The sequence below is a fragment of the Streptomyces sp. NPDC026659 genome, assembly GCF_040638245.1.
In the GTDB taxonomy this organism is placed as follows: Bacteria; Actinomycetota; Actinomycetes; order Streptomycetales; family Streptomycetaceae; genus Streptomyces.
This window is the reverse complement of record NZ_JBEZXY010000014.1, coordinates 142,042-159,608: the sequence shown is the minus strand read 5'-3', so window position 1 is coordinate 159,608 and position 17,567 is coordinate 142,042. Positions and strand designations below refer to the sequence as shown.

16 protein-coding genes and 1 pseudogene are annotated in these 17,567 nt (G+C 70.6%); 13 read left to right on the top strand and 4 right to left on the bottom strand.

The genetic code is table 11. The features are described from left to right. Window positions 1–76 precede the first annotated feature (76 nt). A complete protein-coding gene (selD, locus tag AB0E91_RS29390) occupies window positions 77–1,105 on the top strand; it encodes a selenide, water dikinase SelD (protein WP_361788063.1) in 1,029 nt (342 codons plus the stop codon). A gap of 67 nt (window positions 1,106–1,172) precedes the next feature. Here selD and AB0E91_RS29385 read toward each other — a convergent pair whose 3' ends face one another. After that, window positions 1,173–1,592, bottom strand: coding sequence for a TOBE domain-containing protein (locus AB0E91_RS29385; RefSeq protein ID WP_361788061.1), 420 nt, complete (start codon window positions 1,590–1,592; stop codon window positions 1,173–1,175). 599 nt (window positions 1,593–2,191) lie between these two features. On the opposite strand from AB0E91_RS29385, the gene AB0E91_RS29380 reads away from it, so the two are divergent. From AB0E91_RS29380 to AB0E91_RS29370, 3 genes are all read left to right on the top strand, one after another. Continuing rightward, window positions 2,192–3,361 carry an NAD-dependent formate dehydrogenase gene (locus AB0E91_RS29380; protein ID WP_361788059.1) on the top strand — a complete coding sequence of 390 codons (1,170 nt, stop codon included), beginning with the start codon at window positions 2,192–2,194 and terminating at the stop codon, window positions 3,359–3,361. 291 nt (window positions 3,362–3,652) lie between these two features. Then, entirely contained in the window at window positions 3,653–4,504 is an 852-nt protein-coding gene (locus AB0E91_RS29375) for a formate/nitrite transporter family protein (RefSeq protein ID WP_361788057.1), read from the top strand. A 284-nt stretch (window positions 4,505–4,788) separates the two neighbouring features. Beyond that, a complete protein-coding gene (locus AB0E91_RS29370) occupies window positions 4,789–6,153 on the top strand; it encodes an NAD(P)/FAD-dependent oxidoreductase (protein ID WP_361788055.1) in 1,365 nt (454 codons plus the stop codon). Window positions 6,154–6,173: 20 nt separating this feature from the next. Here AB0E91_RS29370 and AB0E91_RS29365 read toward each other — a convergent pair whose 3' ends face one another. After that, window positions 6,174–7,220, bottom strand: coding sequence for a methyltransferase domain-containing protein (locus AB0E91_RS29365; RefSeq protein WP_361788053.1), 1,047 nt, complete (start codon window positions 7,218–7,220; stop codon window positions 6,174–6,176). Between the two features lie 204 nt (window positions 7,221–7,424). Here AB0E91_RS29365 and AB0E91_RS29360 point away from each other — a divergent pair, with 204 nt between their 5' ends. From AB0E91_RS29360 to AB0E91_RS29345, 4 genes are all read left to right on the top strand, one after another. After that, entirely contained in the window at window positions 7,425–7,844 is a 420-nt protein-coding gene (locus AB0E91_RS29360; RefSeq protein ID WP_361788051.1) for a TOBE domain-containing protein, read from the top strand. A gap of 130 nt (window positions 7,845–7,974) precedes the next feature. After that, window positions 7,975–8,610 (top strand): sulfite oxidase-like oxidoreductase, encoded by a 636-nt coding sequence (locus AB0E91_RS29355; protein ID WP_361788049.1) that lies wholly within the window; start codon window positions 7,975–7,977, stop codon window positions 8,608–8,610. A 29-nt stretch (window positions 8,611–8,639) separates the two neighbouring features. Next, window positions 8,640–9,044 carry a hypothetical protein gene (locus tag AB0E91_RS29350; protein WP_361788047.1) on the top strand — a complete coding sequence of 135 codons (405 nt, stop codon included), beginning with the start codon at window positions 8,640–8,642 and terminating at the stop codon, window positions 9,042–9,044. 78 nt (window positions 9,045–9,122) lie between these two features. Then, the gene (locus AB0E91_RS29345; RefSeq protein WP_361788045.1) at window positions 9,123–10,208 is read left to right on the top strand and encodes an enoyl-CoA hydratase/isomerase family protein; all 1,086 of its coding nucleotides are present in this window, start codon (window positions 9,123–9,125) and stop codon (window positions 10,206–10,208) included. On the opposite strand, the gene AB0E91_RS29340 is transcribed toward AB0E91_RS29345, so the two are convergent. Both AB0E91_RS29340 and AB0E91_RS29335 read right to left on the bottom strand, forming a co-directional pair. After that, window positions 10,198–10,782 carry a DinB family protein gene (locus AB0E91_RS29340; protein WP_361788043.1) on the bottom strand — a complete coding sequence of 195 codons (585 nt, stop codon included), beginning with the start codon at window positions 10,780–10,782 and terminating at the stop codon, window positions 10,198–10,200. The two genes, AB0E91_RS29345 and AB0E91_RS29340, sit on opposite strands and share 11 nt — an antisense overlap. A gap of 90 nt (window positions 10,783–10,872) precedes the next feature. Next, on the bottom strand, window positions 10,873–11,949 hold the full coding sequence (locus AB0E91_RS29335) for a hypothetical protein (RefSeq protein WP_361788041.1): 1,077 nt from the start codon (window positions 11,947–11,949) through the stop codon (window positions 10,873–10,875). A gap of 271 nt (window positions 11,950–12,220) precedes the next feature. Here AB0E91_RS29335 and AB0E91_RS29330 point away from each other — a divergent pair, with 271 nt between their 5' ends. From AB0E91_RS29330 to AB0E91_RS29310, 5 genes and pseudogenes are all read left to right on the top strand, one after another. Next, entirely contained in the window at window positions 12,221–12,754 is a 534-nt protein-coding gene (locus tag AB0E91_RS29330) for a universal stress protein (RefSeq protein ID WP_361788039.1), read from the top strand. Window positions 12,755–12,924: 170 nt separating this feature from the next. Continuing rightward, on the top strand, window positions 12,925–15,669 hold the full coding sequence (locus tag AB0E91_RS29325) for an AAA family ATPase (protein ID WP_361788037.1): 2,745 nt from the start codon (window positions 12,925–12,927) through the stop codon (window positions 15,667–15,669). Window positions 15,670–15,687: 18 nt separating this feature from the next. Then, a pseudogene (locus AB0E91_RS29320) lies at window positions 15,688–16,058 on the top strand (6-carboxytetrahydropterin synthase). Between the two features lie 81 nt (window positions 16,059–16,139). Then, window positions 16,140–16,433 carry a hypothetical protein gene (locus tag AB0E91_RS29315; protein ID WP_361788035.1) on the top strand — a complete coding sequence of 98 codons (294 nt, stop codon included), beginning with the start codon at window positions 16,140–16,142 and terminating at the stop codon, window positions 16,431–16,433. Between the two features lie 238 nt (window positions 16,434–16,671). Next, window positions 16,672–17,412, top strand: coding sequence for an alpha/beta hydrolase (locus AB0E91_RS29310; RefSeq protein ID WP_361788033.1), 741 nt, complete (start codon window positions 16,672–16,674; stop codon window positions 17,410–17,412). The last annotated feature ends 155 nt before the right edge of the window (window positions 17,413–17,567 follow it).

The following is a 17,567-nucleotide window of genomic DNA, read 5'->3' as shown; positions in this document are numbered from 1 at the left end:
GGCATTCCCCCGAGGACGCGACCTGAACGCACCCCGGACGCCCCACCCGCAGACGTGAGCGAGGACTGAGACAGTCATGACCGACATCCGCACCGACGGCCGCCCCACCCCCGAGCGCGACACCGTGCGGCTCACCCAGTACGCGCACGGCGGCGGCTGCGCCTGCAAGATCCCGCCGGGCGAGCTGGAGGAGATCGTCACCGGACTCACACCCCCGGGCTCGGCCACGGACGACCTGCTCGTGGGTCTTGAGCACGGTGACGACGCGGCGGTGGTCCGGCTGCCCGGCGGGCTCGCCGCCGTCGCCACCGCCGACTTCTTCACCCCCGTCGTGGACGACCCCTACGACTGGGGCCGCATCGCCGCCGCCAACGCCCTCTCCGACGTCTACGCCATGGGCGGCACCCCGCTCGTCGCCGTCAACCTGCTGGGCTGGCCCCGCGACGTGCTCCCCTTCGACCTGGCCCGCGAGGTGCTGCGCGGCGGCCTGGACGTCGCCACGAAGGCGGGCTGCGCGGTCGGCGGCGGCCACAGCGTGGACGACCCCGAGCCCAAGTACGGCATGGCCGTGACCGGCGTCGTCGACCCGGACCGCCTGCTGCGCAACGACGCCGGACGCGCGGGCGTCCCGCTGTCGCTGACCAAGCCGCTCGGCCTGGGCGTCCTCAACAACCGGCACAAGACGACGGGCGAGGTCTTCCCGCAGGCGGTGGAGACGATGGTCGAACTCAACCGCGACGCGGCGCGGGCCGCGCTGGCCGCGGGCGCCGTCTGCGCCACCGACGTGACCGGGTTCGGCCTCCTCGGCCACCTCTACAAGATGGCGCGCGCCTCCGGGGTGACCGCCGTCATCGACTCCGCCGCCGTCCCGTACCTCGACGGCGCCGTGGAAGCCGCCCGCGAGGGGTACGTCAGCGGCGGTACACGGCGCAACCTCGACTGGGTCGCGCCGTACACGGACTTCGGCGACGCCGACGAGGTGACCCGGCTGCTCCTGGCCGATGCCCAGACCTCCGGCGGGCTGCTCGTCGCGGGGGAGGTGCCGGGCGCGCCGGTGATCGGGGAGCTGGTGCCTCAGGGGCCGTACCGGCTGGTGGTGCGCTGACGGGGCCTGCCGACAGCGCCTGCTATCGGGTGCCTTGAGAGGGCGGGCTCGCCGGCAGGCCCGCCCGTCAGGCGTTGGCCAGGGACACCTCGGTCGACTTGATGAGCGCGACGACGCGCGTACCGGCCGCCAGACCGAGATCGTCCACCGCGTCCCTGGTGATGGCGGCCGTCAGCTCGCCCGCCTCGACGGCGACCTTCACGGCCGCCATCGAGGGTCCTGCGGTGACCTCACTGACCGTGCCGGGCAGCTGGTTGCGGATGGACAGCCCCTCCACCTCCCCGGTCGCGAGCGCGACCTCGGTGGACTTCATCATGGCCCGCACGGCGGAGCCCTCGGTGAGCCCGAGATCCCGTACGGCGTCCTCGGTGATCGCCGCCGTGAGGTCCGGGCCGCTGTCGACACGCACCTTCACCGTGGCCATCGCCTCCCCGTGCGCGATCTCGGTGACGGTGCCGGGGATCTGATTGCGAATGCTCAGGCTCATGGCGATTCTCCTGTGAATGCGGTGGCGTCTGTTTCAACCTAGGCGCGATATGCCGAGGCGGTTTTCGAGCGGTCGCATTCGCTGCCTGTGGGGACGTACGAGCCCGGTAAATCAGAGGAAGGCTCCCCCGGTCGGCCCCAGGGGCGCCTGGACGCACTCCTGGGCCGTGTTGGACGCATCTGCGTGTTCGAGACGCTCTCACGGCTCGCATGTGCGGCCTTCTGTGGCGGTCAACCTGGCATTTGCGTATGCATGAAAGGCCCGATCGCTGTGTCGTGGGTCACTGTCGCGCGGGTCGCGGGGGTGGGGGTGGGGGCCGATCGGGTGGGTGGGTGGGGGCTCCCCGGGGTGGGGTGTGGGTCATAGGTGGTCGTCAAATCCCTTGTCGTGCAGGTGAATTGACCCTTCCTTGGCGCCTGGCCGGCGCGTGGCCGCGCCGCCGTCAGCTAGTTGAATGACGTACAGATAGGCATCTCCTATCAAGCGGTCGAATTCCCTTCTTTGACGGCCTCGGGTGCCCGGGTGGAAGGTTGTTATCGACACGGAAACCGGAAAGGAATTCCGGAGCGAAATTCCGTGGTCTCACACAGGAGGAAATCGTGGCGAAGATTGTCTGTGTTCTGTACCCGGACCCGGTGACGGGTTTCCCGCCGAAGTACGCCCGTAACGACCTGCCGAAGATCGAGGGCTACCCGGGCGGTCAGACCCTGCCGTCGCCGAAGGCCATCGACTTCACCCCGGGCGAGCTGCTCGGCAGCGTCTCCGGCGAGCTGGGCCTGCGCCGGTTCCTGGAGGAGCGCGGCCACGAGCTGGTCGTGACCTCGGACAAGGAGGGCCCGGACTCGGAGCTGGACCGCCACCTGCCCGACGCCGACGTCGTCATCTCGCAGCCGTTCTGGCCCGCCTACCTCACCCCCGAGCGCATCGCCAAGGCCCCCAAGCTGAAGCTCGCCCTCACCGCCGGTATCGGCTCCGACCACGTGGACCTGGACTCGGCGATCGCCCGCGGCATCACGGTCGCCGAGGTCACCTACTCCAACTCCATCAGCGTCGCCGAGCACGCCGTGATGATGGTGCTGTCCCTGGTCCGCAACTACCTCCCCTCCCACAAGTGGGCGGCCGAGGGCGGCTGGAACATCGCCGACTGCGTCTCGCACTCCTACGACCTCGAGGGCATGGACGTCGGTGTCATCGCCGCCGGCCGCATCGGTGTCGCGGTCCTGCGCCGTCTGAAGCCGTTCGACGTCAAGCTCCACTACACCGACAAGCGCCGGCTGCCCAAGGAGATCGAGGAGGAGCTGAACCTCACCTTCCACCCCACCGCGCAGGACCTCGCGAAGAACGTGGACGTGGTCTCCATCCACGCCCCGCTCCACCCCGAGACGCTGAACCTGTTCGACGAGAAGCTCCTGAACAGCATGCGCAAGGGCTCCTACATCGTGAACACCGCCCGCGCCCAGATCGTCGACCGCGACGCCGTGGTCCGCGCCCTGGAGTCGGGTCAGCTCGGCGGCTACGCCGGTGACGTGTGGTACCCGCAGCCCGCCCCGGCGGACCACCCGTGGCGCACCATGCCCTTCAACGGCATGACCCCCCACATCTCCGGCACCTCCCTTACCGCCCAGGCCCGCTACGCGGCCGGTACGCGGGAGATCCTGGAGAACTTCTTCGACGGCACCCCGATCCGCGACGAGTACCTCATCGTCGACGGCGGCAAGCTCGCCGGCACCGGCGCCGCCTCCTACACCGCGGGCGACAAGAAGAAGTAAGCCCCACTGGCTGTGACAGGGGCGGACGATACCGGTCTCGCCCGCCCCGGCCACGGTCCCCTCGTCCGGAGTTTCCCCATCGCCGGTGTGGGCCGGGTTGCTCCGACGCGGACAGGACGGAATTTCCGTCGGCATAAGAGGTCGTTTTCTCCGGGGGTGAAAAACCGGAGGGGGCGACCTCTTGCCGTGTAATCAATGAATTTCTTAGAAGACGCCGCCCGACGCCGTCATAACCGTTGCCTATCGGGACGAGTGCCGTCCTCGACGGGCATCAGCACCGAGAGAGTCACCGTGCCCATTCCCCTTCAGCACGCCTTGGAAGAACAGGCCGCCGCAGCGCGGACCAAGGTGTCCCAGCTCCGCAGTCCCGGCCGTTATCTGCTGCTCTCCGCACTCGCCGGAGCCTTTATCGGCGTGGCCGGTGTCCTCCTGATCATGGTGACCGGGCCGCTCGGTGCCCAGCACTCCGCGTGGACCAAGCTGGTCCAGGGCGGCGTCTTCGGCATCGCGCTGATCCTCGTCGTCTTCGCCGGGTCGGAACTGTGCACCGGCAACGTGCTGACGATGACCCAGGGAGTGAGTAGGCGGCGCGTGTCGCTGCTCGGCGCGGTCGGCGTCATCGTCTTCTCCTTCATCGGCAACCTGATCGGCTCGATCGTCTTCGCCTGGATCGTGCACAGCGCCGGTGTCCTGGACATGGCCGGTGTCCCCGGCAAGCCCGCCCCCGGCGCCACCCTGCTCACCGGCATGCTGACCACGAAGATCCACGAGAGCACCGAGGCGCTCTTCTTCCGCGGGGTCCTGTGCAACTTCCTGGTCTGCCTCGCCCTGTGGATGGCCGGCCGGACCCGCTCCGACGGCGCCAAGATCGCCCTGATCTTCTGGTGTCTGCTCGCCTTCATCGGCTCCGGCTTCGAGCACGTCGTCGCCAACATGACGTACTTCTCGCTCGGCCTCTTCCAGCACGTCCCCGGCGTCACCATCGGCGCCTTCGCCCGTGACCTGCTCTTCGTCGGCCTCGGCAACCTGGTCGGCGGCGCGGTCCTGGTCGGCATCGCGTACAGCGTGATCGCCCGCCCGGCCAAGGGCGCCGGTGCGCAGGTCGACACGCAGACCGGAGCGCCCGTCACCGCGCAGAGCTAGGGCCTGTCTTTCGGATCAGCCCGAGTCGCGGGGGCTGGCACGCACATCTGCGGCGTTGTCGTCGGTCTCCCCCAAGCTCTCGGCTGCGCTCGAGCAGGGGGCACCCCCATCACTCCGCGTCGACTCCCTCCTCCGCCTTGCAGCTGCACGCACCAGCCCCCGCTCGGGTCGGCCGAAAAGCTCGCTCGGCTGGAGCGGCCTGATCCGAAAGACAGGCCCTAGCGCTCCGCCCGCCCCTGCCCCGTACCCCGCCGCTCGCCCCTCCCCAGAAAGGCCCTTCCTCCATGCCCAGCACCGGCACCACCAAGCCGCCCCGGATTCTCATCGTCGGCGGTGGCTACGTCGGGCTGTACACCGCCCTGCGCCTCCTCAAGAAACTGCACAAGCACGAGGCCGCCGTCACCGTGGTCGACCCGCGCCCGTACATGACGTACCTCCCCTTCCTCCCCGAGGCCGCCGGAGGCAACATCGCCGCCCGCAACCTCGTCGCCCCGCTGCGCCCGGCGCTGAAGGGCGCGGAGGTCGTCACCGGGCATGTCGTCGCCGTCGACCACGCGGCGAAGACCGCCACCATCGTGCCCGCGGCGGGCGACGAGTACGAGCTGCCCTTCGACTACCTCGTGGTCGCCACCGGCTCCGTGTCGCGCACCTTCCCCATCCCCGGTCTCGCGGAGCACGGCATCGGCCTGAAGACGGTCGAAGAGGCCATCAGCCTGCGCAACCACGTGCTGTGGCAGCTCGACAAGGCCGACTCCACCACCGACCCGGAGGTCCGCCGCAAGGCGCTCACCTTCGTGTTCGTCGGCGGCGGCTTCGCGGGCGTGGAGGCCATCGGCGAGATCGAGGACATGGCCCGGGACGCGGCGGAGAACTACAGCAACGTCAGCCGCGACGACATGCGCTTCATCATGGTCGAGGCGGCGAACCGCATCCTGCCCGAAATGGGCCCCGACCTGGGGGTGTGGACGATGCAGAAGCTGGAGGAGCGCGGCATCGAGGTCTACCTCAACACCTCCATGGAGTCCTGCCTCCACCAGCACGTGGTGCTGAAGAACGGCGTCGAGACCCCCGCCTCCACCATCGTCTGGACGGCCGGCGTCAAGCCGAGCCCGCTGCTCGCCGACTTCGGCCTGCCGCTCGGCCCGAAGGGCCACATCGACACCGCCCCCACCCTCCAGGTACAGGACATGGACCACGTCTGGGCCGCCGGAGACAACGCCCAGGTGCCGGACCTCGCGTCGGGCGAGGGCGCCTGGTGCCCGCCGAACGCGCAGCACGCCGTACGACAGGCCCTCGTCCTCGGCGACAACGTCATCGCCCGGCTGCGCGACGACGAGCCGAGGGTCTACCGGCACAAGAACCTCGGCGCGGTCGCAAGCATCGGCCTGCACAAGGGTGTGGCCATCCTGTTCGGCAAGTACCGGCTCAAGGGCCGCCCCGCCTGGTGGTTCCACCGGCTCTACCACGGCAGCCGCGTGCCGACCATGAACCGCAAGCTGCGGGTCTTCCTCGACTGGACGCTCGCCGTCTTCCTGCGCCGGGAGACGGTCGGCCTGCCCGCGATGGCCCACCCGCGCGACGCGTTCGTGGACGCCTCCCTCCCCGAGCCGCTGCTGCGCCGCGCCGACCGGGCGAACAGCCTTTCCTGAGAGGTGAGTTCGGGCGTGACTCAGCCCGCCCGGCGGACCGCGCGCAGCAGAAAGTGGTGCGGGGCGTCCTCGTAGCACACCGCCCGCCAGCCCGTCGCGCGCAGGGCGGGGAGCAGGTTGACCTCGGTCAGCGGGTCGTCGGGGGCGAGGGGGCGGCCGTGGCGGGCGGCGCGTTCGACGTGGCCCGAGGGGTGGAAGAGCAGCAGGACGCCGTCCGGGGCGCTCACCCGGGCCCACTCGCGCAGCGCCCGGCGCGGGTCGGGGAGATGGTTGAGCAGGCCCGCGCTGAACACGCCGTCCACCGCCCCGGCCCGCAGCGGGAGACGGCAGGCGTCGGCCAGGACCAAGTGGCCCTGTTCACCCCGGCCTTGGTGCGCGGCGGCCGTCAGCATGGCGGAGGTGAGGTCGACGCCCGCCACGACGCCCGCCGGGCCGACCTGGTCACGCAGGGCGGGCAGTACCCGGCCGGTGCCGCAGCCCACGTCCAACACCCGCTGTCCGGGCCGCAGTTCCATCCGGTGGGCGGCGGCCGCGTACCGGGGGCCGTCGTCGGTGAACCGCTCGTCCCAGCCCGCCGCCCGGCGCGTGAAGAACGCGCGCGTCGTGGTCCGCTCGGCCCGGTCCGCGACGAGGGCGGCGAAACGGCCGTACACGCCGTCGGCCTGAGGGATCTGGTGGAGCTGGTGGAGCTGGACCCCCCAGGCCGACGGGCCGATTCGGAGGACCCGTACATCGCCCTCGTCGTGCGGGACGCGCGAGCGGTCGGGGAGCCCGCCCCTTCCGGCGCCGCCGTCGGCCGCCAGGGCCAGCAGCCGCGCCCCCGCCCCGACGCCCAGCACCGGCACCTCGGCCTCCAAGGCGGCACGCAGCAACGCCAGTTGGGCGCCGGGGGCGGGCACGGTCGTCGGGCCGTCCAGCACGACCAGGGCGACCATGCCGTCCACCGTGTCCGGCACCCGCTCACCCGCCCAGACGCGGCAGACCCGTACCGGAAGACCGGTGGCGGCGAGTGCGGCGCCGATGGCGGAGGGGCTCTCCGCCGCTGTGTGTTCGACGATCTGGATCACGGCTCACCACCTCACGCGCGACCCGTACCCCCGCCGGGCGGCGGGGGTAAAGGCGGGAACGGGTCTTCGTACCTCTCGTTTGCCAGCCTATTACGGCCACGAGGGTGGCGAATGCGAGGGGTGATGCGACGCGACTGGCTGTCACGGCTAGCTTGTGCCCGTACACGCACAGGGCATAGACGACCTCTCTCCGTGAGGAGCGCCATGAACTTGAGCATTCGCAACCAGATCCCCGGCACCGTCACCGACATCGTCCACGGCGAGGTGATGGCGACCGTGCAGGTGCGCCTCGACGGCGGTCAACGTCTGACGGCGGCGATCACCCTGGAGTCCGTCAAGGACCTTGGCCTGGCCGAGGGGTCCGCCGTGCGGGCCATGATGAAGTCCACCGAGGTCGCGCTTGCCACGGGCCGGGTGGAGGGGCTGTCCATCCGCAATCAGCTGCCCGGCACGGTCACCGGCCTGGCCGTCGGCGGCGCGATGGCCACCGTGCGCGTCGCCGTCGACGAGGGCGAGCTGACGGCGGCGATCACCAGGGACGCGGTGCTCGACCTGGGGCTGGCGGTCGGCTCGCCGGTCGTCGTGCTGATCAAGTCGACGGAGGTGTCGCTGGCCAGCGTGTGACGCGAGGCGGGGCGGGGCCCTTGCCTCCGCCCCCTTCCCGGCCCCACCCCGTGCCCCGCTCCACGGGAGCACCTACGCTGCTCTGGTAGGCAGCTGTGCCCCGGGGCACGGGCGGAGAGGGGACAACCACGTGGCCGGCAACGGACAAGGCGCCCCCACCGACGCACCTGATCGGATACCGCCCGGGCAGCGCCTCGTCCACGGCTGGCCCGTCTCGCACTACGGCTCCGTACCGCGCTTCCGCCCCGAACGCTGGAACCTGCGCGTCTTCGGCGCCACCGCCTCCGGCAAGGAGCGGCAGTGGCTGTTCGACGACCTGACCGCGCTCCCGCACACCACCGTCGTGGCCGACCTGCACTGTGCCACGGGCCCCACCTCCACCGACCACGAGTGGTACGGCATCCCCGCGCGGGCCCTCCTCGACCTGGTCCCGCCCGCACCCGAGGTCACCCACGTCATGGCCTGGGCGGAGTACGGCTACTCGGCCAACCTGCGCCTGTCCGACTTCGACGCCCCCGAGACCCTCCTGGCCACCCACCACAACGGCGAACCCCTCACCGCCGAACACGGCTTCCCCCTCCGCCTGGTCGTCCCCCACCTCTACGGCTACAAAAGCCCCAAATGGCTCCGCGCCGTCGAATACCTCACCGAGGACCGCCGGGGCTTCTGGGAGGAACGCGGCTACCACAACATCGGCGACCCCTGGCGCGAGCAGCGGTACTCCCATCAGGAGAGGCCGGGCGAGGGCCCGGAACTCTCGGGCTGACGGGACCGGCCCACGCGAGGATGACCGCCATGGACGAACTCCCGGACTTGCCGGTACCGCGAAAACTGAAGGCCGTCACCACCGACTCGCTGCTCGAACTGGAGCAGTGTGCATGGGACTTGGGGCTGAGCCGACGACTCGATCCGGAGTGGGTCCGGGAGCATGCCGAGCCCTGCGGGCGGCACTATCTGCGGCCCGCCTTCTGGCACTACCTCTTCCACCGCTCGGACGTTCCACGCCAGTTGCGCTGCGAGCTGTTGATCGCGCTGCGCTCGGGAGAGCGCGTACTCAGCCTGCTCGACGTCCTGCCGGAGACCTTCCCTTCCTTGCCGACGGTGACCTCGCGCGAGGAGGGCATGCCTGTCCTCGAGTTGCTGCGTTCGGCCCCGGGTGTCCAACAGTGGATGGACAGCCGGGACGGCGAGAGCGCTTGACGGTGACCATTGCATTCTGGAAGGAAACGACGAGATCATGCGAGGCGTCGTGACCCCTGGCCTGACGGAGGAGAACGGATGAGCGGCGGCGAGGAGTCCGTACTGTTGCGCACCGCCGGGCGCGCCGGTCACGTCGTGCTCAACCGGCCCCGGGCGATCAACGCGCTGAATCACGCCATGGTGCGGCGGATCGACGAGGCGCTCACCGCGTGGGAGCACGACCCCGCCGTCGAGACCGTCGTCGTCACCGGGGCGGGGGAGCGCGGGCTGTGCGCGGGCGGGGACATCCGTGCCGTGCACGACGACGCCCGGGACGGCGACGGCACCGCCTCCGCCGCGTTCTGGCGCGACGAGTACCGGCTCAACGCCCGTATCGCCCGCTACCCCAAGCCGTACGTCGCCGTCATGGACGGCATCGTCATGGGCGGCGGCGTCGGCATCTCCGCGCACGGCAGGGTCCGGATCGTCACCGAGCGGTCCCGGGTCGCCATGCCCGAGACCGGCATCGGATTCGTCCCCGACGTCGGCGGCACCTGGCTGCTCGGCCGCGCACCCGGTGAACTGGGCACGCATCTCGCGCTCACGGGCGTCGCCGTCGGCGCGGGCGACGCGCTGCTGTGCGGGCTCGCCGACCACTACGTACCCTCCGAGGCGCTCCCCGCCCTTTTGGACGACCTCGCCGCGCTGCCCGTGCGCGAGGCCGTCGCACGGCACGTACAGGCGCCCCCGGAAGGGGAGTTGGCCCGGCACCGGGAGTGGATCGACGCCTGCTACGGCGCCGGCACGGTCGAGGAGATCCTCGACGGACTGCTCGCGCACGACGATCCCGCCGCGAAGGAAGCCGCGCAGACCCTGCTCACCAGGTCGCCCACCGCATTGAAGGTCACCCTCGCCTCCATGCGGCGCGCCCGGCGGCTCGGCACCCTGGAGGAGGTCCTCGACCAGGAGTACCGCGTCTCCTGCGCGGGCCTGACCGGCCCCGACCTCGTGGAGGGCGTCCGCGCCCAGATCATCGACAAGGACCGCGACCCGCGGTGGTCCCCGGCGACCCTGGCCGAGGTCACCGAAGCCGACGTGGAACGCTTCTTCGCGCCGCTCGGTGAGGGCGAGTTGGGTCTCGGTGGGGTGGGCGACCGGGTGGGAGTCCGACCGGCTACGCCTTGATCGGCGCAGCCGACCTGGCGGCCTGCTCGATCTTCGCGCGGTAGGCCGCACGGGCTTCCTCGTCGATCCGCCCCTCGTGTTCGGCGCGCAGCCCGGTCCGGCCGTCGAGGCCCTCGCGCAGGATGTCGGCGTGCCCGGCGTGCCGGACGGTCTCGCTGAGAACATGGACCATGACGGCGAACAGGTTCGTGTTGGGCTCGGGCTCCCGCCACCACGGCACGTGGCCGACGGCGTCGAGGGGAAGCGCGTTGATCGTCGCGTCCGAGTGTTCCCATGTGCGCCGGTAGAACCCGATGATCCGATCGCGGCTCTCGTCCTCGGTCGCCCACAGATCGCCGCCGTCGGAGTCCTGCCACCGGCACAGCGGCTCCGGGGAAGGGCGGTCGAAGACCTCGCTGAAGTACCTGGCCTCGACGGTGGCCACGTGCTTGACCAGACCGAGGAGGTTGGTCCCGGTCGCCGTCAACGGCCGGCGGGCGTCGTACTCGGACAGGCCGTCGAGTTTCCAGAGCAGCGCCTCGCGGTCCCGCCGCAGTCTCCCGTGCAGGTTGTTCTTCGCGAATTCATCGATCATGCGGCATGAGCCTGCCATGGGCTGATCGTGGTCTCAAGATCCCGTACGCGGTCCGCGACGACCGGCGAGCTGCGAGGCGTACTCAGGCCGCTACCGGCGGGGCCGGGTGACGAACACGTCCGAGACCTCGTTGGTGTCGCCCGGGACCAGGTCGGCGGCGGTGGAGGTGAAGACGGCCGCGTCGCCGTTCCGGGTGACCGAGCCGGAGCGTGCGGTGGCGGACGCGGTCGGGGCGACGGTGCGCTGCCGACCGGTACGGAGGTCGCGCAGGACCAGGGAGTCGCCGTCGGTGAGCAGGATGTGCCGCAGTGAGCCGTCGCCCGCGGCGGCGGGGCCGTCGGCGATCCGGCGGACCTCGTCGGTGCGGAGGTCGCGCAGGTAGGCGACCCACACCCCGTCCCCGAGGTGGACGTTGAACAGCACGCGGTCGCCGTCGGCGGAGAGCTGGACCAAATAGGCCTGGGTGCCGGTGTCGACGCGGCGGGTCGTGCCGGTGCGGCGGTCCTTCACATAGATCTGGCCGTCGCCGCTGCTCGTGGTGATGCCGTACGCGAGGGTGCGGCCCTGCGCGTCGAGCGAGGCGCCGTTGAGCCCGGATTCGCGGTCCAGTTTGATGATCTGGTCGTCCGCGCCGGTGGCCAGGTCGCGGACGTAGAGGACGTTCGCGTACTCCAGGCCGTGCCGGTTGCCGAGCGTGTACGCCACGCTCCGGCCGTCGCCGCTGATGGCCGCCGTCTCGCCCAGCTCGTACGCGTCGCCCTCGGCGGGCCACAGCAGCTGCGTCTCGCCGGTCACGCGGTCGTAGACGTACGGCTTGGGATAGCGGTTGCTGTCGGAGTACGCGATGCGGCGGCCGTCGGCGCTGAGCCCGGTGATCATGGTGTACACCAGGTTCTCGGGCACCTTCGTGAGCCTGCCGCTGCGCAGGTTCTTGAGATACAGCAACTTGTCGATACCGCCCGCGGGGTCGTTGCCCAGGAACGCCGCGTACCGCCCGTCGGCACTGACGACACCGCCCGCCGACGCCTTCGGCAGCTGACTCCCGTCCGACCCCGAGCTGACCCGCTCGACTCTCGCTCCGGCCGGATGAGCGGGGGCCGCCACCGCCGTACCCGCCCCCACGAGCAGCAGCACGGCCACCAAGGACACACGCACAGCACCGGACATGCTTCCCCCCGAAACCCCCTGTGCCCCCGGCCCCTCACCGAGGACTCCCCGGTGGATGGAACCGTATGCCCAACTCGCGGGTCAACCAGACGAATTGCGTACAACCCGGGTGCGTGATCGCGGGTCCGCGTGCGGGCGTCGGGCGCGCGGTGCCTCCGGTTGTCGTTTGGCTTTCGTTAGCCCCGGCACCCTCATCACATGTGGCCTCACCACATGTGTCCTCACCACACACCCCCGAGTCGCCGGGCGCGAACCACGACCGCGCGTCACCATGGTCTGGACGACGGCGCGGCCGTACGACGCGCCGGGCCGTGGAGTGCCGGAGGACTCGGAGGACAGCGTGGCCGTTCATCCCGATCAGAAACCCCGGATCGTCGTGGGCGTGGACGGCTCGGAGTCGTCCAAGCGGGCGCTGCGCTGGGCCCTCCGCCAGGCGGAGACGACGGGCAGCACACTGGAGGCGGTGACGGCCTGGGAGTTTCCGCAGATGTACGGCTCGCTCGGCTGGATGCCGCCCACGGGCGCGGAGGCCGATTTCGAGCGCGTGGCGGGAGAGATCGTCGCCGAAGCGCTGGAGGAGACGGCGGGCCCGGATCCCGGGGTGGAGATCCTCACCAAGGTCGCCTACGGCAGCCCGGCCGGTGTCCTGCTGGAAGCCGCCGACGGCGCTTCCCTCCTCGTCGTCGGCAACCGCGGCCACGGCGGCTTCGCCGGCGCCCTCCTCGGCTCCGTCAGCCAGCACTGCACCCAGCACGCCACCTGCCCGGTGGTCATCGTCCGGCCGACCACGGAGGTGCCGGAGTGATCGCACCGGTCGGCTGTTCCGCTCGGACCGTTGTGGTGGCAGGTCAACCCGTCCGCAACCACACCTGACACTCTCACCGCCTACTCGATGGATCGCCCCACGTGAAATAGCCTTGCCGTCGGCGGAGTTGGCGAGCCCCGGTCGGCCGGGGCGAGGCGGAGGGGGCCAGCGTGACGGCGGTGTTCGTCGACCGGGAGGACAGCCTCGATGTGCTGGGCAGCGTCGCGGCACGGCTCGCGGAGGGCGTGGGCAGCGTCCTGATCATCGAGGCGGACTCCGGCATGGGGAAGACCTCCTTGCTCGCCGAGTTCCGCCGCAGGACGGCGGCCGGACCGTGCCGGACGGTGCTGGTGAGCTGCATGCCGGGTCTGGGCACCGGACGCGAGTACGGTCCCTTCCTCGACGCCCTGACCGAGCTGAGCACCGTCCCACGGCCGGGACAGCGCCGGTCACGCTGGGCCCGCGCGGTGGGCCGAGGGGCGATCGCCGCCGCGCCGACCCTGCTGTCCGCCGCCCTGCCCGGGCTCGGGGAGCTGTTCTCGGCAGGCCGGGCGGTGGCGGAGGCCAGTGTGACGACCGGGTCCATCCCCGGCGACAGCCTCGGACCGATCCGGGCGACCATGACACGGCAGCTCGTCAACGCCCTGCTGGAGGAGGCGCGCGACGGCGGCCCCCTCCTGCTGCTCATCGACGACATGGAGTGGTGCGACGAGGAGAGCCTGGAGCTTCTGCATCTGCTCCTGCCTTCGCTCGAGGGTGAACCGTTCGCCCTGGTGCTGAGCCTGGGCGCGTTCGCGTCGGCCACACCACGGGGTGCGGTGGTCGAGCAGATGATCCGGGGGTGGGAGAACCGCCACAACCTGCTCGTGGCCCGTCACCAGGTCCCGCCTCTTCCCGACTGGGCCGTCGGCGAACTGGTCCGGGAACGTCTGCCGAGCCGGCCCGTGCCGACCGGGTTCGCCCAGCGGCTGACGGATGTCACCGGCGGACGGCCCGTGTTCGTCGAGCAGTGCCTCAAGCTGTGGCAGCCCGGCTACGGCGCCGAGGTACCTCTTCCGGAGAAATTCCCCGATGCCGTGGCCGACAGGTTCGAGCGCATCGACCCCGACGTCCGGGAGCTTCTCGTCGTCGGCGCCACGATGGGCGAGTTCTTCTTCTCCCACACCCTGGCGGAAGTCACCGGACTGCCGCAGACCCGTGTGCAGGATCTGCTGCTCCAGCTGGAGCGCCGACACGGCATGATCCGTGAGCGGCGGCGCGCGGACATGCCCCGCTGGGCGCGGGCCCTGCACGTCGACTGGTACGACTTCGAGCACCGGGCTCTTCAGGCCTGCGTACGCGAGGAGCAGCATGAGGGAGCGCGGCTCCTGCGGCACAGCCGTATCGCCGATGCCCTCGGGAAGATCCCGCGCACCGGCGACGAACTGCCTTACGAGGTACGCGTACTGATCGCGGATCAGCTGCGTGCCGCAGGACCCGCGCGCGCCGCCGAGAGCGCCACCGCCTACTACACCCTGGCCCGTTCCGCCGTCGTGGAGGACCTGTCCTTCAGCCAGGCGGAGAGATACTGCCAGTCCGCCCTGGACAGCGTGCGGCAGCTGCCCGAAGGCAGTCCGGAGCGCGACCGCAGGCTCGTGGACGCGATCGAACTCCTGCTCAGCATCACGGAAGTGCGCTGGAAGGGCGGACAGGGCAGCGCGGACACCCCCGGCATCGACACCCTGGCCGCGGAGGCCGAGGCAGCGGCGCGGCGCCTGGACGACCCGTTCCTGATCGCCCGGACGACTCTGCTGCGCGGCAAGACACTGCTGGCGGTGAAGGGACTGAATCCCTCGCTCCTCAAACTGGAGGAAGCGGTGGAGCGCGCCCGCGAGTGCGGGCCCGACGGCAACCGGGCACTCTTCGTGGCCCTGGTCGAATACGGCCGCCAGTTGCCCAAGCGCGACCTCGAGGCCGGTCTCCGCGTGCTGTTCGAAGCCGAGGAGTTGTACGCGTCGGCGCCCGGCCTCGGCGACACCGCCGACCCCGTGCTCCAGCACGCCCGGAATCTGAACGAGATGCAGATCGGGGTGAACCTCTTCGACGCGGGCCGCTTCGGCGAGGCCCTGCAGCGCCTCGAGCGGTGCGTCGACCGGCTGCGCGCCGAGCGTTACCGGGTCGAACTGCCGATCGCGCTGAACTACCTGGCACAGCTGTCCATCGCGCTCGGCTCGGAGGAGCGGGCGGAGTCCCTGCTCATGGAGGCGATGCGATTCGAGGAGGGGCTCGGATACGGCCTCAGCGGATGGCACGCCTACAACAACGCCCTGGTGGCGCTGATCGCGTCCCGCACACCCGCGCGTGCGGAGGAGGCCGTCCGGCGGGCCAGGGACGCGTGGGCCGAGACGGAGCAGACCTGGCTGGTGAACCTGGTGCCGATCGTGCGCAACCTGTACGCCGAAGTGCTCCTGACCGTGGGCAGGGAACGTCGACTGACGCTCCGGCTGATCGACGACACTCTCGCGGAGACGGCGGAGACCGGCATGGACCGGAGCAGGATCGCGGCGCACTGCCTGCGCAGCAGGGGGCGTCTGCTCGAAGGCCGCCCGGAGGAGGCCGCCGAGGACGCACGCCTGGCGCTGGCCATCCTCGAGGAACGCGGCACCATGCCGGCGCTGCGTACGGAGGAGGTCTTCTACGAGGCGCACCGCGCGCTGACCGCCGCGGACGCCCGCGCGGAGGCGGCCGGACTGCTCGAACGGGCGCGGGACGAGGTGCTGCGCAAGGCCGGCGGCATCGATGAACCGGAGGCACGGGAGCGGTTCCTGACGGGGGTGCCGCTCAACCGCGCCCTGCTCGGAGCGATCGGCGAGTACCGGGCCGAAGATCCCGGAGTTACAGTGCCTGATCAGGGCGAATCCCGCATGGGGGAGTAGCGGAGGGCTGGATCGGACGTGTTCACCATCACCAAGGAGTTCCACTTCTCCGCCAGCCATGCGCTCGACCGGCTCCCGGCGTGGCACCCGTGCGCGCGGATGCACGGCCACAACTACATCGTCGTCCTCGAACTGTCCGCCGCCGACGGCGACTTGATCCCACCCGGCTTCGTCCGCGACTACCGCGACCTCGATGCGTTCAAGAAGTGGATGGACGACACCCTCGACCACCGTCACCTGAATGAGGCCATGGGGGGGGTATCTCCCCCACAGCCGAGAACCTGGCGAAATGGGTCTTCGACAGGTGGCGTGAGGACGTGCCTGAACTCTCCGCGGTGAAGGTGTCCGAGACGCCCAAGACCTGGGCCGTCTACCGGCCGCCGTCCTGAGTCGTCGCTCATGGAGCACTGCACAGTGCCGAGTTGCCGAGTTGCCGATGACGGGGTGGGGCCATGCGACCTGAGCATTGTGTGACCAGGAACCACATCGAGGTGTGGCATGACCGTGCGTTGCCGCCGGGACCAGGGCGGATCGGGTTCTGGACAGTGCTGCGCGGCTCACTCCTGCCGATTTTTGTCTGGACCGGCGCGGGCTGCTTCATGTACTTCGTCTACAGCCCGGTCGTGACGATGGTGCTCGGTGGGCTCTTCGCCCTGTCGTTCATCGTGGGGTTCGGACTGCGCCGCAGGGCAACGCACTCGGTTCGCTGCAGCGTTTACGGTGCGCTGGGCGGAGTGTTCGACAAGTTCATGGCCGGGTTCTGAGCCGTTGCCGCGGCTGGCGTTGGCATGGCTACGTGTCCCGGCCGGCCCATGGCGCATGGTCGGTGCCCAGGGTCACCGACTGATCGCACTGGTCTGCTAGCCTCTCGGAGGCCGTGCGAGAGATTGAGGAGGTGGTACCCGTGATCGTTTTGACGTGGGTGCTCTCCTCCGAGGTCACGGTCGGGCGATAGGTCGTCGTCCGGGAGCGCCGTTCTGTGCACTCCTGAAAGGCACGACCATGCGTTTCACTTCCGAACAGCGCCTCGACGACGGTGTCCTCGAGCGCGAATTCATCCTCGGCGAGATCCCCGGCATCCTGTGGACGCCCGACTCCGCATCCGCGTCCGCACCGGCGTCGCCGATCCTGCTCAGCCCCCCTCCTGTCGGGCTGCGCAGGGCGTACCCCCGGCTGGTCGGACGAGCCCGGCACGCCGCGAGGGACGGCTTCGCCACGGCCACCATCGAACTCCCCGGAAACGGGGACCGGCCCCGTCTGCCCGGCACCGAACAGGCCGTCGCCGACCTGCGCCGGGCGATTCAGGCGGGCGAGCGGGTCAGTGACGAGACCATCGACGCCCTGATCCTCCCTTTGGTGGACAGGGCGGTCCCCGAATGGCAGGCCGTCCTGGACGCCCTTCTGGCACTGCCCGAGATCGGCGGCCCGGTCGGGTACTCGGGGGGAGTCATCTCCATCGGCACCCGGCTGGCGGTGGTCGAGCCGCGTATCGCGGCCGCCGTGCTGTTCGCCGGAAGTTTCATTCCTCGCGTCATTTTCGAGGAGGCTCGCCAGGTCACCGTTCCGCTGCACGTCCTGCTGCAGTGGGACGACGAAGGCAATGACCGGCAAGCGGCCCTGGACCTGTTCGACGCCTTCGGCTCCGAGGAGAAGACGCTGAACGCCAACATGGGCGGGCACACCGGCGTTCCGCAGTTCGCCGGGGATGCCGCGGCCCAGTTCTTCGCCCGCCACCTGAGCTAGCCGAGGCCGGCAAGCTGTGCACAACCGCCCCGATCGCGCGACGGTACCGGCCGTCGTCGGTACCACCGGTCGGGGCGGCGCTCGGGGAGCGCCCCACGTGTCGCGAAGCAGCCGTCGCCGAGGTGGGTTCGCCGGATCGCCGCCTTCTCCGCAGA

What these genes read in the sequence shown, in the direction of transcription:
- selD (WP_361788063.1), top strand. Translation starts at nt 77, where the DNA reads ATGACCGACATCCGCACCGACGGCCGCCCCACCCCCGAGCGCGACACC.
- AB0E91_RS29385 (WP_361788061.1), bottom strand. Translation starts at nt 1,592, where the DNA reads ATGAGCCTGAGCATTCGCAATCAGATCCCCGGCACCGTCACCGAGATC.
- AB0E91_RS29370 (WP_361788055.1), top strand. Translation starts at nt 4,789, where the DNA reads ATGCCCAGCACCGGCACCACCAAGCCGCCCCGGATTCTCATCGTCGGC.
- AB0E91_RS29360 (WP_361788051.1), top strand. Translation starts at nt 7,425, where the DNA reads ATGAACTTGAGCATTCGCAACCAGATCCCCGGCACCGTCACCGACATC.
- AB0E91_RS29350 (WP_361788047.1), top strand. Translation starts at nt 8,640, where the DNA reads ATGGACGAACTCCCGGACTTGCCGGTACCGCGAAAACTGAAGGCCGTC.
- AB0E91_RS29345 (WP_361788045.1), top strand. Translation starts at nt 9,123, where the DNA reads ATGAGCGGCGGCGAGGAGTCCGTACTGTTGCGCACCGCCGGGCGCGCC.
- AB0E91_RS29340 (WP_361788043.1), bottom strand. Translation starts at nt 10,782, where the DNA reads ATGATCGATGAATTCGCGAAGAACAACCTGCACGGGAGACTGCGGCGG.
- AB0E91_RS29335 (WP_361788041.1), bottom strand. Translation starts at nt 11,949, where the DNA reads ATGTCCGGTGCTGTGCGTGTGTCCTTGGTGGCCGTGCTGCTGCTCGTG.
- AB0E91_RS29330 (WP_361788039.1), top strand. Translation starts at nt 12,221, where the DNA reads ATGGTCTGGACGACGGCGCGGCCGTACGACGCGCCGGGCCGTGGAGTG.
- AB0E91_RS29310 (WP_361788033.1), top strand. Translation starts at nt 16,672, where the DNA reads ATGCGTTTCACTTCCGAACAGCGCCTCGACGACGGTGTCCTCGAGCGC.